A 15,248-nucleotide genomic window follows, 5' to 3' on the forward strand; every position below is an offset into this window, starting at 1 on the left:
CCGGGGACGGGAGTCCCGAACCGCAGAGCCGGGGTTCGTGCGCGAACCCCGGCGTTTCTCTGCCCGCTCTCTGCCGCGGACGGCCGGACTCGGGTACGCTCGGGGGCAGACGACACCGCGACGAGGAGGTGGGCATGCCGAGTGCATGGCAGGCGCTGCGCCGGGGCGAGTCCGTGGGTGAGCGCCGACGACAGCTCGAGCGGGCGCACGAGCGCTTTGTCGGGCTCCTCCCCGCCGCGGGTCTGCCGAACGAGGCGCACGAGGCCGAGCTGCGTGCCCGCTTCGGCGGCGCGCAGGATCTGCGCCCGGTCGTGCTCGAGTCCTGGCTGCGGTCGCGGCGCGGCACCATCGACCCGGATCGGGTGTTGGATCGCCCCGCCCTCGACGACGCGGCCCTCGAGGAACTGCGGGCCACGCACCCGATTGCTCGGGTCCTCCCGGTGATGCGGCGACTGCTGTTCGATGAGGCGCGCGACGCCGGCATGGTGGTCGCGGTCGGCGATGCCGCGGGCCGGCTGCTGTGGGTGGAGGGTGACGCGCAGCTGCGGGACCGGGCCGGCGAGATGGGGTTCCGCGCCGGGATGGACTGGTCGGAGCGCTCCGTGGGGACCAGCGCTCCGGGAAGCGCGCTGGCGCTGGACCACGCGATCCAGGTGCTCGGTGCTGAACACTTCAGTCGCGCGGTGCACGAGTGGAGTTGCACGGCCGCGCCGGTGCATGACCCCCAGACCGGCGCGATCATCGGGGTGGTCGACGTGACGGGTGGCGATGCGGCGGCCTCGCCGCACATGCTGCCGCTGCTCCAGGCGACGCTCGCGGCGATCGAAGCGGAACTGCAACTGGAGTCGCTGCGTCTGCTGCTGGGGCAGGGGGCGGGCACCGCCGCCGCGCCAGCGGCACCGACGCCACCGGCGGTACCGTCGGTACCGTCGGGACCGGCGACACTGAAGGTGGCCCCCGGTGCGACCCCCGAGCCGCTCGCGATGCCGCGCGCGCCGCGCCCGCCCGAGCTCGCCCCGCGCTTGCTGGTGCTCGGGCAGGATCCAGCCCGCCTGGAGTGGGCGGAGGGCGCGGCGGCGGTGACGAGTCGCCACGCCGAGATTCTGCTCGCGCTCAGCGCCGCCCCGCGCGGCTGTTCCGCGACGGCGCTGGCGGAGCAGGTGTACGGAAGTCGCGATGCCGAGCAGACGCTGCGCGCGGAGCTCGTGCGCCTGCGTCGCTGGCTCAGGGATGAGGCGGTGCCGCTCACGCTGATGTCCCGACCCTACCGGCTCGCCGAAGCGCTCCGCGTCGACGCGACCGACACCCTCGACGCGCTGGACCGCGGTGCGGGTCATGTCGGGTTCGCGGCGTACTCGGGGCCCGTGCTGCCGAGCTCCACCGCCCCCGTTGCCGAGCGGTTGCGGGCCGAGGTCGACGCGACGCTGCGCGAGGCGATGCTCGAGTTCGCGAGCCCGGACGCGCTCTACGACTACGCGCAGCACTGGGCGGACGCGGATCTGCACGTGTGGGAGACGCTCCTCCTGGTCCTCCCGCGAAACTCGCCCAAACGGGCACGCGTGGTCGCGCGGATCGAGACGCTCAGCACGCAGCGCGGCTAGACGGCCCCGACGTCGTGGGGGCGGCGCGCAGCCGTGCGCCGGAACGCGCCGCGACGTGCTCCCGCGCGCCAGTGCAACGTGAATGCAACGGTGCGGCGACGCGCGTGCAACGTTGCCGAGCGTAGCGTCGGGGCAACCGGGATCACACCCGGCACCGCGCCGATGTCAAAGGAGACACGTCATGACCGTCTACGCCGCTCCGGGCCAGCCCGGCTCCCTGGTGAATTTCAAGAGCCGATACGAGCACTACATCGGGGGCGAATGGGTGCCCCCGGTCTCCGGCCAGTACTTCGAGAATGTGACGCCGATTACGGGGAAGACGTTTTGCGAGGTGGGCCGCGGCACCGCAGCCGACATCGATGCGGCACTGGACGCCGCCGAGGCCGCCGCGCCCGCGTGGGGGCGCACCAGCCCCGCGGAGCGCGCCGTGATCCTGAACCGGATCGCGGATCGCATGGAGCAGAACCTCGAGATGATCGCGGTGGCCGAGAGCTGGGACAACGGCAAAGCGGTGCGGGAAACGCTGAACGCCGACATTCCCCTCGCGATCGATCACTTCCGCTATTTCGCCGGCGCGATCCGGGCGCAGGAGGGCGGGCTGTCGCAGATCACCGAGGACATGGTCGCCTATCATTTCCACGAGCCGCTCGGCGTCGTCGGTCAGATCATCCCCTGGAACTTCCCGATCCTGATGGCCACCTGGAAGCTCGCTCCCGCGCTCGCGGCGGGCAACGCCATCGTGCTGAAGCCTGCCGAGCAGACGCCCGCTTCGATCCTGTTCCTGTTCGAACTCATTGGCGACCTCCTGCCGCCGGGCGTCGTGAACATCGTCAACGGCTTCGGCGCGGAGGCCGGCAAACCGCTCGCCACGAGCCCGCGGATTCGCAAGATCGCGTTCACCGGCGAGACCACCACGGGCCGCCTGATCATGCAGTACGCCTCCGAGAACATCATCCCCGTGACCCTGGAACTCGGCGGGAAGAGCCCGAACCTGTTCTTCGCAGACGTCATGGCGCAGGACGATGCGTACTTCGACAAGGCGCAGGAGGGCTTCACCATGTTCGCCCTCAACCAGGGTGAGGTCTGCACCTGCCCGTCGCGCGCGCTCATTCAGGCGTCGATCGCCGATGACTTCCTCGACGCGGTCGTGGCACGCACCGAACGGATCACGCGCGGCAACCCGCTCGACACGGACACGATGGTGGGCGCGCAGGCCTCGAACGATCAGTTCGAAAAGATCAAGTCGTATCTGGAGATCGGTCGCCAAGAGGGTGCCCAGGTGCTCACGGGTGGCGGCGTGGCGGATCTCGGCGGCGAGTTTGCCGACGGCTTCTACATTCAGCCCACGATCTTCCGCGGCGACAACTCGATGCGGATCTTCCAGGAGGAGATTTTCGGCCCGGTGGTGTCGGCGACCACGTTCACCGACTTCGACGACGCCGTCCGGATCGCGAACGACACCCTGTACGGCCTGGGCGCCGGGGTGTGGAGCCGCAACGGCACCACCGCGTATCGCGCGGGCCGGGCGATCCAGGCGGGCCGCGTCTGGGTGAACAACTACCACGCCTACCCCGCGCACGCGGCGTTCGGCGGGTACAAGTCGAGCGGCATCGGGCGCGAGAACCACCTGATGATGCTCGATCACTACCAGCAGACCAAGAACCTGCTCGTCAGCTACAAGGAGAGCGCGGACGGCTTCTTCTAGGCCGACGCGTTCGTGCCCCTCCCCACTCACGCAGTACCTCCATTCACCGTCGAAAGGAACCCACCCATGACCACTGCAACGATGCGCGCCGCATCCGTACCGAGCTTCGGTGCACGCTTGGACGTCGCCGAGCAGCCCGTTCCGACCCCGGGCCCCGGCCAGGCGCTCGTCCGCGTCCTCACCACGGGGGTCTGTCACACCGACCTGCACGCCGTCGAGGGGGACTGGCCCGTGAAGCCGAGCCCCCCGTTCATCCCCGGTCACGAGGGCGTTGGCCTCGTCGAAGCCGTCGGCGAGGGGGTCACGAACGTCGCCGTGGGAGACCTCGTCGGCAATGCGTGGCTGTGGTCCGCGTGTGGCCACTGCGAGCACTGCCGCACCGGCTGGGAGACCCTGTGCGAACAGCAGCAGAACGGCGGCTACTCGGTCGACGGCTCGTTCGCGGAGTACATGCTCGTGGACGCCGAGTACGCGGCCGTCGTGCCCGCGGGCTCGGACCCCCTCGAGGTGGCGCCGGTGCTCTGCGCGGGCGTGACGGTGTACAAGGGCCTGAAGGTCACGGGCGTGCGCCCCGGCCAGTGGGTGGTGATCTCGGGCATCGGCGGCCTCGGCCACATTGCGGTGCAGTACGCGGTGGCGATGGGGATGCGCGTCGCGGCGGTGGACATTGCCGACGACAAGCTCGCCCTTGCGAAGAAGCACGGCGCGGAGGTGACCGTCAACGCGCTAAACGAGGATCCGGTTGAGGCGATCCAGCGCCAGACCGGGGGCAGCCACGGGGTGCTCGTGACGGCGGTGCACCCGTCCGCATTCGGGCAGGCAATCGGCATGACCCGGCGCGGCGGCACCATCGTCTTCAATGGGCTGCCGCCCGGGGACTTCCCCGCACCCATCTTCGACATTGTCCTCAAGGGCCTGACGATCCGCGGTTCGATCGTGGGGACCCGCCAGGACATGATCGAGGCGCTCGATTTTTACGCGCGCGGCCTGATCCACCCCACCGTCGCCGAGCGGCAGCTCGATGACGTGAACGAGGTACTCGACGAGATGCGCGCCGGCAAGATCGACGGCCGCATCGTGCTGCGGCTCGCCACGGCGTAGCCTCTCCGCTGGGGCCGGGCGGGACTCGCACCCGTCCGGCCGCAGCGCCCCACTCACGAACGGAGCGATGCACCATGACCGAATCACGAGATCTCGCGGCCCGGCCCGAGGTCGCCGGCGAGACGGTGAGCCGGCTCGCGTTCACCCCCGCGGCGCTGGAGCTGATCGAACGGCTGTGGGCGCTGCACGGCCCGCTCATGTTTCACCAGTCCGGCGGCTGCTGCGACGGCAGCGCCCCGATGTGTTATCCGGCGGGGGAGTTCATCACCGGCGGGCAGGACGTGCTGCTCGGCACCCTTGAACTGCCGCCCGTGGCGGGCGGCGCGCGGGAGATCCCATTCTGGATGTCGCGCGAGCAGTTCGGGGTCTGGGCGCACACCCACCTCACCGTCGATGTCGTGCCGGGACGGGGGAGCGGCTTCTCGCTCGAGGCACCCGAGGGGCTGCGCTTCCTGATCCGCTCCCGGCTCCTGTGATCAGGCACCGCACCGACCATGCAGTTTCACCTGCGAGAATAGTCGGGTGGATCCCAACAAGCTCAACCATGATCGCGGTGCCGAAGAACCCCGGCTGATCAAGACCCGCCCGAATCGCGGCGGGCTCGCGGCGCGCCCACAGGTGCGCCCGAAGGCCGAGGGCTGGAAGCAGCTCACCACCCCGGATGGTCGGCCGACGCTGCAGTTCGCCTCGCCGCGTGTGAAGCAGCCGGCGACGCACCTCGCCGACCTCACGCTCGCCGAGCGCGAGGCCAAGATCGTGGAGCTCGGGCTGCCGAAGTTCCGCGCCAAGCAGATCTCGAAGCAGTACCTCGAGAACTACGTCACGGACGCGGCGGAGATGACGGACATCCCGAAGGACCGGCGCGAGGAAATCGCGGAGACCTTTTTCCCGCCGCTGCTGACCGAGGTGAAGCGCCTCGTGACGGACGACGGGGCTACCGTGAAGTTCCTGTGGCGGCTCTTCGACGGCGCGCTCGTCGAGTCGGTCCTGATGCGGTACCCGGGCCGGATCACGCTGTGCGTGTCGAGCCAGTGCGGCTGCGGCATGAACTGCCCGTTCTGCGCGACCGGCCAGGCGGGCCTGACCCGCAACATGTCGACGGCCGAGATCCTCGACCAGATCGTCCAGGCAAACCGCGTGATCGCCGAGGGCGGCCTGGGTCGCAAGCGTCAGGTCGGCAACGGGGCGGAGCCCGAGCGGGTCAACAACATCGTGTTCATGGGCATGGGCGAGCCGCTCGCGAACTACAAGCGCGTGATGAACGCGGTGCGCCGCATGGTCGCGCCGTCGCCGGAGGGTCTGGGCATGTCGGCGCGCGGCATCACCGTCTCGACGGTGGGCCTTGCCCCCGCGATCCGCAAGCTCGCCGACGAGGAGATCCCCGTCACGTTTGCGCTGTCGCTGCACGCCCCGGACGATCAGCTGCGCGACGAGCTGATTCCGGTCAATAGCCGGTGGAAGGTTGACGAGGTCCTCGACGCCGCCTACAACTACTACGAGAAGACCGGTCGCCGGGTCTCGATCGAGTACGCGCTCATCAAGGACATGAACGATCACGCCTGGCGGGCGGACCTGCTCGCCGATCGCCTCAACGAACGCGGGCGCGGCTGGGTGCACGTCAACCCGATTCCGCTGAACCCGACGCCCGGCTCGATCTGGACCTCGTCGACGAAGGAGGTCACCCGGGAGTTCGTGGATCGCCTGAACGCCGCCGGGATCCCGACCACGCTGCGTGATACCCGCGGCAAGGAGATCGACGGTGCCTGCGGCCAGCTTGTCGCGACCGAGGAAGACCGCCGCGCGGCCGAGGCGGTCGCCGCGACGGTCTAGCCGCGCGCCCGTGCCCTAGCGGCCGAGCGCGGCGGCGAGCTGCGCGACGTCCTCGGCCGTGTTCCAGAGGTGGAACGCGACGCGGGCGTTTCCGGCGCGGCCGGACGCGGTGATCCCGCTGGCGGTGAGCGCCGCGAGATCCGCACCGTCGGGGTCGGCCCAGGTGACGATCGCCGAGTCGCCCGCGGGCAGCCCCAGCACCGCGCGTGCGGCGTGTGCGAGGCCGAGCGCGTGGCGGTGCACGGCCGCCGGATCGCGCTCCGCGCACTCGCGCAGCGCGGCGAGCGTGCCGCCGACGGCGGGCCACACGGGGGAGAGGTCGAAGCGCCCGGCACCTGCGGCCAGCGGGGTGTGGCCCGCGTAGCAGGAGGACCACACGTCGTCGGCTGAGCACCAGCCCGCGGCGAGCGGGCGCAGCGTGTCCTCGAGGCCGGACCGCACCGTCAGAAACGCGGTGCCGCGCGGGGCGCAGAGCCACTTGTAGGCGTGGCACACGGTGTAGTCGAAGTGCTCAGCCCCGACGGGTAGCCAGCCGAGCGACTGCGTCAGGTCCGCGAAGGTGCGGGCCCCCGCACGCGCGGCGGCCTGGGTGATCGCGACGTGGTCGGCGACGGTGCCGCATGCGGACTGCACGAGCGAGAACGCCACGAGCGCCGTGTCGGGCGTGATCGCCGCGGCGAGCTCGGCCACCGGGGCGTAGCGCACGCGCACCCCGCGGTGCGCGAGTTGCTCGAACGGGTGCGTGAGCGAGGCAAAGTCGCCGACCGCGCAGAGCACTTCTGCGCCGTCCGGCACGCCGCTCGCAACGATCGAGGCGAGCTGTGACACCTGGGAGCCGATGGCGACCTCGTCCGGGCTCACGCCGGCGATCTGCGCGAACAGCGCGCGGCACTCGGCGAGCTCGGCCCCGATCGCCCCGGCGTTCAGGCCGCCGCCGGCCCAGCGGGCGACGAAGGCCTGCATCGCGTCGACCGTGGCGTCGCTCGGGAGCCCCGCCGTACACGCCGCGAGGTAGCCGGGCCCGGCCGCGAAGTTCGCGGCCCAGCCTGCCGCGTCGGCCACGGCGGAAGCGGGGAGGTGGCTGCCTGAGGTCTGCATGGCCTCAGGCTAGGGGAGGCCCACACATAATCATAGAGAATCATTCTTATGGTTTGCTTCACTTCCTCTTATGTGCGGCTACACTAGTGGCATGTCGAACGCCACCACTCGCACCCCGGACCCGCTCGGGTCCATCGACTCCACGGAGCTCCGGATCCTGCACGCGCTCGCGACCACCGGGTCCCTGACCGCGGCCGCAGCCAGCCTGGGCTTGAGCCAGCCCGCCGTGAGCCAGCGGATCAAGCGGGTCGAGACCCGCCTCGCGGTGCCGCTGATCGAGCGCAGCGGGCGCGGGATCCGGCTGACTCCCGCGGGCCGGATCCTCGCGGATCACGGCCGGACCGTGGTCGCCGAGATCGACGCGGCCCTGAGCGCGATCGACGATCTGCGTGGTGAGCGCGCCGGGACCCTGCGCCTGGTCGGCTTCCCCTCCGCCTCGGCGACCGTCGTGCCCGCGCTGATGCGGGCGCTGGCCACGGAGGCCCCCGATGTGGCGCTGCAGTACCGTGAGGCCGAGCCGCCGGCCGCCACCGAGATGCTTCGCGACGGCGAGGTCGACTGCGCCCTGATCTTTGACTATGAAGGTGCCGCCGAGCTCCCCGCGGGCAGCGCATTCCTCCCGCTCTGGCGCGAGGAGGTGCGACTCGTGCTCTCGGACGATCGGGTGATCGGGGAGAGCGCCCGGCTCGAAGACTTCTCCGAGGAGCACTGGATCGCGGGCTGCGAGAAGTGCCGCGGGCACCTGCTCTCCGCGGCGAGCGACGCCGGCTTCGAACCCGACATCATCCAGGAAACCGATAACGTCCCCGCGATGCTCGCGATGGCCGCCGCGGGCGGCGCGGTGGCGCTCGTTCCGGGCCTCGCCCTCGCCGCGGCACGCACCCTCCCCGATGACGCGCGGGCGCTCCCCGTCGACCCGCCGCGGCACCGCGTGATCGGCCTCGTCTCGATGGCGACCGCGAACGAGAGCCCGCAGGTTCGGCTCGCCAAACGTCTGCTCGCGACCGTCGACGGCGGCTGCTGGGGCCTCGAGCCGGTGGTGCAGGCATGAGCGCCCACACCGGTTCCGTTCGCCTCGCCGCGCCCGCGGGTACGCAGCGCAGGATCGTTATCGTCCTCGCGCTCGCGACGATCCTCGGCGGGCTCGGCGTGGGGGCCTCCCTTTCGGCCGGCGCGCTCCTGATCGCCGACATCGCGGGCAACCCCGCGCTGTCGGGCTTCGGCTCCACGATGAACGCGGTTGGCGCGGCCGTCGCGGGCATGCCGCTCGCCCGGCTCGCCGCGCGCCGCGGCCGGCGGATCGCGCTCGCAACCGGCAACATGATCGCGGTCGTCGGCGCTGTGCTCGTGGTCCTCGCGGCCGCGCAGCGCTGGTCCATTCTGCTGTTTGTCGGGCTGGCGGTGCTGGGCATCGCGGTCGCGGTGCAGCTGCAGTCCCGCTTCGCCGCGGCCGACCTCGCGCTGCCCGAGCGCCGCGCGCGGGATCTCTCCCTCGTCGTGTGGTCGATCACGATCGGCGCCGTCACCGGCCCGAACCTCATCGGCCCGGGCGAGCGGTTGGGGGAGGCGCTGGGCCTGCCCGGGCTCGCCGGGATCTTCTTCTTCACCATCGCGGCGCAGCTCGCCGCCGGCCTCGTCGTCTGGATCGGGCTGCGCCCGGACCCGCTGCTCGAGGCGCGCCGCCTGGAACTGGCCGCGCAGGCCGCGACCGCACCGGAGCGCGCTGACGCCACGGGCCGGGAACTGGCGTTCGCGGATCCGGCGCCGACTGCCGATCCGGCGCCGACTGCCGATCCGGCACCGACTGCCGATCCCGCACCGACTGCCGATCCGGCACCGGCCGCGGCGAGCCGCGCCGCCGCACGCCGCGCGGCACGCCCGCAGTACCTCGCGATCCTGCTCATCGCGCTGGCCCACGCCGTCATGGTCGGGCTGATGGCCATGACCCCGCTCCACCTCACGGACCACGGCGGGAGCGTCACGCTCGTCGGCTTCACGATCAGCATCCACATCGCGGGAATGTACGCACTGTCGCCCGTGTTCGGCATGCTGACGAGCCGGGTCGGGGCGATCCCGGTCATCCTGGGGGGATTCCTGGTGCTCGGCATCGCCGCGCTCGGCACGGGCCTCGGCGGGGAATCCGTCGGGATCATCCAGACCGCGCTCGTACTGCTCGGCCTGGGCTGGGGCATGGTGACGGTCGCGGGCGCGGCGCTCGTCACGGAACTCACCCCCAGCGCGGACCGTCCGGCGCGCCAGGGCCAGTCCGACACGTCGATGAACGCGGCGGGCGCACTCTTCGGTGCGGCATCGGGAGCGCTCTTTGCGGCGGGCGGCTTCCCGCTGGTCTCGGTGGTTGCCGGCGCACTGATCGCGCTGGGCATCGTCGTGGCCATTCGCCTGTCCACCACTCGGCGTGGGTAAGATGGCATCGATGTCACACACCGAGACCCCCCAGTTTTCCACCGCGACCGGCTCCGACGTTCGCGTTCGTTTCTGCCCCTCGCCGACGGGAACCCCCCACGTCGGCATGGTGCGCACCGCCCTGTTCAACTGGGCCTACGCGCGCCACACCGGCGGCACCTTCGTGTTCCGGATCGAGGACACCGACGCGGCACGCGATAGCGAGGAGAGCTACGCGCAGATCCTCGATTCGCTGCGGTGGCTCGGCCTCGACTGGGACGAGGGCATCGACGCCGGCGGCGAGCACGGACCCTACCGCCAGTCGCAGCGCGGGGAGATCTATCAGGGCATCATCGCCCGGCTGACCGAGGCGGGGCATCTCTACGAGAGCTATTCCACCGCCGAGGAGATCGACGCGCGCAATGAGGCGGCCGGCCGGCCGAAGCAGCTGGGCTACGACAACTTCGACCGCAACCTGACGGATGAGCAGCGGGCCGCGTTCCGCGCGGAAGGGCGCGAGCCGGCGCTTCGTTTCCGGGTGCCGGACATCGATCTCTCCTTCACGGACCTCGTCCGCGGGGACATCACCTTCCCGGCCGGATCCACGATCGACTTCGTCGTGGTGCGCCCGAACGGTGCCCCGCTGTACACGCTCGTGAACCCCGTGGACGACGCCCTGATGGGAATCACGCACGTGCTCCGCGGTGAGGATCTGCTCTCCTCGACGCCACGTCAGATCGCGCTGCACAGCGCGCTCGTCGAGCTCGGTATCGAGCCCGCGATCCCGCAGTTCGGTCACCTGCCGTACGTACTCGGGGAGGGCAACAAGAAGCTCTCGAAGCGCGATCCCGAATCGAACCTGCTCCACCACCGTGAGCGCGGCTTCATTCCCGAGGGCCTGCTGAACTACCTCTCGCTGCTGGGCTGGTCGCTGTCCGCGGATCGGGACGTGTTCACGAGCGACGAGATGATCGCGGCGTTCGACGTGCGGGACGTGAACCCGAACCCGGCACGCTTCGACCAGAAGAAGGCCGACTCGATCAACGCGGACCACATTCGGTTGCTCTCCGAAGCCGACTTTGGCGCACGGATCCTGCCGTACCTGATCGGCGGGGGTGCCCTGCCCATCGAGCCGAGCGAGGCGCAGCGCGAGACCGTCCGGAAGGCCGTCCCGCTGGTGCAGAGCCGGGTCACCGTGCTGAGCGAGGTCGTGCCGATGCTCGGCTTCCTCTTCACGACGGCGGCCGCGCTGAACTACGAGGACGACGCGCTGAAGTCGCTGAAGGCCGACGCCCCGCAGGTACTGCAGGCGGGCACGGCCGCGCTGACCCCGCTCTCCGAGGCTGACTGGACCACGGAGCGGATTCAGGAGGCGCTGCAGTCCGCGCTGATCGAGGGACTCGGCCTGAAGCCCCGCGTGGCGTTCGGCGCGCTCCGGGTCGCCGCGTCCGGCCGCCGGATCTCGCCGCCCCTGTTCGAATCCTTCGAGCTGCTCGGCCGCGACGAGACGCTGGCCCGCCTGGCCAAGCTTGAGGCGCACCTGGCCGCGCAGCCCGCCGCAGAGTAGACCAGCCCGAAGCCGCGCGCTTCACCCCACCGAGTGAGAGGACCGGTTCGTGTCTGAGTTGTCGCAGGCATCGCCTTCGGAGCCGTCGCAGGATCCCGCATCCCCGGGTGAGTCCAGCGAGGACGCGCCGATCGGCGTCGCGATCATCGGGGGAGGCCCGGCGGGCCTGTCCGCCGGGCTGCAACTGGTGCGCGCGAACCGGCGCATCGCGATCCTCGACAGCAATCGACCCCGGCACTCGGCCACGCTGCGGTCGCACGGGTTCCTGACCCGAGACGGCGCATCCCCGCTGGAGCTGCGCCGGCTCGGTCGGGAAGAGTTCGAGGCGTATCCGACGGCGCAGTTCGCACAGGCGATGACCCGGGAGGTCACACCGCTGAGCCACGAGGCGGCGGTCGCGGCGGGCTTCCCCGATGGGATTGGCTTCCGCGTCCGCGGTTCGGGGATCCGCGGGGCTGCCGACGTCGAGTTTGTTGCGCGCCGGGTGCTGATCGCGGCCGGCCTCACCGAGGAACTCCCGGCCCTGCCCATGATCCGTGCCTACTACGGCACCGCACTGCACAGCTGCGTCGAGTGCGACGGCTTCGAGAAAACGTCCAAGCCGCTCGCGCTGATCGGCGAGACGTCGGACCTGTTCGCGCGTGCGCTGCTGATCAGCCGGTTCAGCTCCGACCTCATCGTGTTTACGAACGGCGCGGAGACCATTCGGCCCGAGCAGGAGGCGCAGCTGGCGGCGATCGGCATTCGCGTGGAGCGGCGGCCGATCGACGACATCGTGGGCGAGAAGGCCGAGATGCTCGGCGTCCGGCTCGCGGACGGCGAGGTGATCCCGCGCGTCGGGGGATTTGTACGCCCGCGCTGGCACGCGCCCGTCGAGTTCATGGGGGAGCTTCCCCTCGAACGCGATGACTGGGGTCTTGTCGTGACCGATGATCGGGGTGAGACGACGGTGCGCGGCGTCTACGCCGTCGGCGACATTGTTCCCCCGGGACCGCAGCAGCTCATCATCGCCGCGGGGAACGGGGCGCGGGTCGCCGCGAAGCTCAACATGGACATGATCCGCGGCGCGCTCGGCGTCGGCCTCGTCGATGAGTAAGGCAGACGTATCCGTGGTGCGTGATTCGGGTCTGCCCGAGACCCCTGCGCAGATTCCCGCGGGCCAGTCCGCCGCGGCGACAGGCACCCGCTATGCGATCGTGATGTCGGTGTTCGTGGGGCTCCTCCTCATTTCGAACATCGTCGCGGTGAAGCTCATCGCCTTCGGCCCAGTGCAGGCCGGCGGGCTGACGCTCGGCCCGTTCATCGTGGACGGGGGCGTGTTCCTGTTCCCGCTCGTGTACATCGTCGGGGACGTCCTCGCGGAGGTGTACGGGCTGCGCGCGTCCCGCCGCGCAATCTTCACGGCGTTTGGGCTGTCGCTGCTGACCTCGGTCACGATCTGGATCACGCAGGTGTCGCCTGCCGCGCCCGGCTGGGAGAACCAGGCCGCGTTCGAGTCCGTGCTGGGCTTCGTCCCGCGCATTGTCGCGGCGAGCCTGGGTGCGTTCCTCGCGGGGCAGCTCATCAACGCGTGGGTCCTCGTGTGGCTGCGCCGCCGCACGTCGGGGCGGTTCCTCCGCACTCGGCTGATTGCCTCGACGGTGGTCGGCCAGGTCGTGGACACCGTCGTGTTCTGCACCATCGCGTTCTGGGGCGTGCTCGAGGGCTGGGACTTCCTCGGGTACACCGCGCTCGGCTACGGCATCAAGGTGCTCGCCGAAGTGGTGCTGCTCCCCGTCACCACCCGGGTCATCGCGCGGGTGCGCGCGGCAGAGGTGCGCGCCCGCGCCTGACCGGCCCTGAGCCCGGGCCGCCTGACCGGCCCCGAGCCCGGGCCGCCTGACCGGATCCGAGCCCGCGCCTCCGCTGGCAACCCCGATCAAGCTCCGCCCTCGCCCGGCGTCCGCCGCGGTGCTCGCCCTCTCTGGGGGTCCGCCCCACCCGAGGCATTTTCGCTAAACCGAGGCAAATTTGCCTCGGTTTAGCGAAAATGCCTCGGGTGGGGGAGGCTCAGTTCGCCTTCGCGGCCGCCTCTCGCGCGAATTCGGGGCCGTAGATCCGGCCGAGCACCTCGTCGCGCAGTTCCGTGAACGTCCCATCGATGATGCTCGCGCGGATCCGATCGACCAGCCGCACGATGAAGCGCTCGTTGTGGATCGTCGCGAGGGTCGAACCGAGCATCTCCTTCGCCTTGAAGAGATGGTGCAGGTAGGCGGCGGTGTAGTTCTCGCAGGTGTAGCAGTCGCACTCGGCGTCGATCGGCTCGAAGCGGCGTCGCTGCCCGGCGGACTTCGCGTTGATCCGCCCGTCCGCCGAGTACATCGATCCGCCGCGTGCCTGACGCGAGGGGGCGACACAGTCGAAGGTGTCGGCACCCGCGGCGATCGCGGCGAAGAGATCGTCGGGCTCCGAGATGCCGAGCAGGTGGCGCGGCTTCGAATCGGGCAGCTCGTCGCACACCCAGGACACGATCGTGCCGAGCTCCCGCTTCTCCAGCGCGCCACCGATCCCGAAGCCGTCGAACGCCTGTTCGGTTGCCGTGGCGCCGCGCATCTCAGCGAGACCGCGGGCGGCGGAGCGGCGCAGGTCTTCATACTGCGCACCCTGCACGACGCCGAACAGCGCCTGATACGGGCGATGCGCGCGGTCGATCGTGAGCTGTGCGTGCTCGTCGAGACACCGGACCGCCCAGCGTGCGGTCCGCGCAACCGAGTCTTCCTGGTAGGCGCGAGTATTGAGCAGGGTCGTGCACTCGTCGAAGGCGAAGATGATGTCCGCGCCCAGCTGATGCTGGATCCCCATCGATACCTCGGGCGTGAAGCGGTGCCGGTCGCCGTTGATGAACGACTTAAAGGTCACGCCGTCCTCGTCAACGTGCGCGAGCCGCTCCTTGGTCTTCGCGATCACCTCGGCGTCCGAATAGGCAGACTCCGTCATGGAGATGACCTTCTTGAACCCCACGCCCAGGGACATCACCTGGAAACCGCCGGAGTCGGTGAAGGTGGGCCCGTCCCAGTTCATGAAGCGACCCAGCCCCCCGGCCTCGTCGACGAGGTCCGATCCCGGCTGCAAGAAGAGGTGGTACGCGTTTGCGAGGACCGCCTGGCCACCCAACTGCGTCACCGACTCCGGGAGGACTGCCTTGACGGTCGCCTTCGTCCCAACGGGAATGAAGGCGGGGGTCTGAATCTCGCCGTGGGGCGTGGAGATGGTGCCGGCCCGCCCGAGCGGGGAACCGTCCGAGCCGAGCACCCCCTCCGCGAGCGCATGCTCGACAGTAAAGGAGAAGTCGGTGGGGGAGGGCGGGGGACTGAGCGGGTTCTGTACGGTCACGCGTCCATCTAAGCACCCCGAGCGTGTGCGACTGACGGGGCGGCGGCCCGCGGGCGCGAGGAGCTGGCCACCGAACGCCGGGGGAGCGGGACGCGCCCGGGAATCGGCACGGAACACCGAGATTGCGCCCGTTTCGAGGCCGTGAGGGTGGGCGGGGGCGTCGAGACGCTTCGGGCGGAAATCGCAAGATCCGCGGAATCATGCGGAGACACGCGCGGGATCGGGGCGCGGTTTGCCCGGAGCGCCAAAGCTGCGTAATGTATTCCCTTGTCAGCGAGACGGGCCGGAAGCGAAAGCGAGGCGGGCCGGATCGCAAGAGGATCTCCTGAAGATCGCTTGACCGGGAATTTGAAAGTTCACGCCAAAGCGAGTACAGTGGGATTCTCGTCGGGCCGCACGGAGAACATGCTTCTCCATCAGAGTCAGCCAGAGTTTTCTGCGCGTGATCTGCGGCGTGAGACAGGTTGCTGTTCGGAGACCTCGTGAAGGGGTTGACGGGTGGTGTCTGGTCTTTGAGAACTCAATAGTGTGCACTTTAATTGTCAAATGCCAATTATTTAATCCCGTCGCC

The 15,248-nt window shown here is 70.1% G+C and carries 12 protein-coding genes; 10 read left to right on the forward strand and 2 right to left on the reverse strand.

Annotated features, from left to right (window positions below):
- Positions 1 to 134 precede the first annotated feature (134 nt).
- The 5 genes from D3230_RS12775 (at position 135) to rlmN (ending at position 6,237) form a co-directional block, all read left to right on the forward strand.
- Positions 135 to 1,601: a GAF domain-containing protein gene (locus D3230_RS12775; RefSeq protein ID WP_202345418.1), complete on the forward strand. Its 1,467-nt coding sequence runs from the start codon at positions 135 to 137 to the stop codon at positions 1,599 to 1,601.
- 181 nt (positions 1,602 to 1,782) lie between these two features.
- Positions 1,783 to 3,306 (forward strand): acetaldehyde dehydrogenase ExaC, encoded by a 1,524-nt coding sequence (exaC, locus tag D3230_RS12780; protein WP_202345419.1) that lies wholly within the window; start codon positions 1,783 to 1,785, stop codon positions 3,304 to 3,306.
- 81 nt (positions 3,307 to 3,387) lie between these two features.
- Positions 3,388 to 4,407, forward strand: a complete 1,020-nt coding sequence (gene adhP / locus D3230_RS12785) for an alcohol dehydrogenase AdhP (RefSeq protein ID WP_202345449.1) — start codon at positions 3,388 to 3,390, stop codon at positions 4,405 to 4,407.
- A 74-nt stretch (positions 4,408 to 4,481) separates the two neighbouring features.
- Positions 4,482 to 4,883: a DUF779 domain-containing protein gene (locus tag D3230_RS12790; RefSeq protein ID WP_202345420.1), complete on the forward strand. Its 402-nt coding sequence runs from the start codon at positions 4,482 to 4,484 to the stop codon at positions 4,881 to 4,883.
- A gap of 46 nt (positions 4,884 to 4,929) precedes the next feature.
- Positions 4,930 to 6,237, forward strand: a complete 1,308-nt coding sequence (gene rlmN / locus D3230_RS12795; protein WP_202345421.1) for a dual-specificity RNA methyltransferase RlmN — start codon at positions 4,930 to 4,932, stop codon at positions 6,235 to 6,237.
- A gap of 15 nt (positions 6,238 to 6,252) precedes the next feature.
- Here rlmN and D3230_RS12800 read toward each other — a convergent pair whose 3' ends face one another.
- Positions 6,253 to 7,335 carry an aminotransferase class V-fold PLP-dependent enzyme gene (locus tag D3230_RS12800; RefSeq protein WP_202345422.1) on the reverse strand — a complete coding sequence of 361 codons (1,083 nt, stop codon included), beginning with the start codon at positions 7,333 to 7,335 and terminating at the stop codon, positions 6,253 to 6,255.
- Positions 7,336 to 7,426: 91 nt separating this feature from the next.
- Here D3230_RS12800 and D3230_RS12805 point away from each other — a divergent pair, with 91 nt between their 5' ends.
- From D3230_RS12805 to D3230_RS12825, 5 genes are all read left to right on the forward strand, one after another.
- A complete protein-coding gene (locus tag D3230_RS12805; protein ID WP_202345423.1) occupies positions 7,427 to 8,386 on the forward strand; it encodes a LysR family transcriptional regulator in 960 nt (319 codons plus the stop codon).
- A complete protein-coding gene (locus D3230_RS12810; RefSeq protein ID WP_202345424.1) occupies positions 8,383 to 9,759 on the forward strand; it encodes an MFS transporter in 1,377 nt (458 codons plus the stop codon). The genes D3230_RS12805 and D3230_RS12810 overlap by 4 nt, the downstream gene beginning before the upstream one ends.
- 10 nt (positions 9,760 to 9,769) lie before the next feature.
- A complete protein-coding gene (gene gltX, locus D3230_RS12815; protein WP_202345425.1) occupies positions 9,770 to 11,305 on the forward strand; it encodes a glutamate--tRNA ligase in 1,536 nt (511 codons plus the stop codon).
- A 130-nt stretch (positions 11,306 to 11,435) separates the two neighbouring features.
- Positions 11,436 to 12,401 (forward strand): NAD(P)/FAD-dependent oxidoreductase, encoded by a 966-nt coding sequence (locus tag D3230_RS12820; RefSeq protein ID WP_420029040.1) that lies wholly within the window; start codon positions 11,436 to 11,438, stop codon positions 12,399 to 12,401.
- On the forward strand, positions 12,394 to 13,137 hold the full coding sequence (locus D3230_RS12825) for a queuosine precursor transporter (protein WP_202345427.1): 744 nt from the start codon (positions 12,394 to 12,396) through the stop codon (positions 13,135 to 13,137). The genes D3230_RS12820 and D3230_RS12825 overlap by 8 nt, the downstream gene beginning before the upstream one ends.
- 217 nt (positions 13,138 to 13,354) lie before the next feature.
- Here the strand turns inward: D3230_RS12825 and tgt are convergent, their stop codons facing one another.
- Entirely contained in the window at positions 13,355 to 14,677 is a 1,323-nt protein-coding gene (gene tgt, locus D3230_RS12830; protein ID WP_202345428.1) for a tRNA guanosine(34) transglycosylase Tgt, read from the reverse strand.
- Between the last annotated feature and the right edge of the window lie 571 nt (positions 14,678 to 15,248).

It is taken from the genome of Leucobacter chromiireducens subsp. solipictus, from assembly GCF_016758195.1.
GTDB lineage: Bacteria > Actinomycetota > Actinomycetes > Actinomycetales > Microbacteriaceae > Leucobacter > Leucobacter solipictus.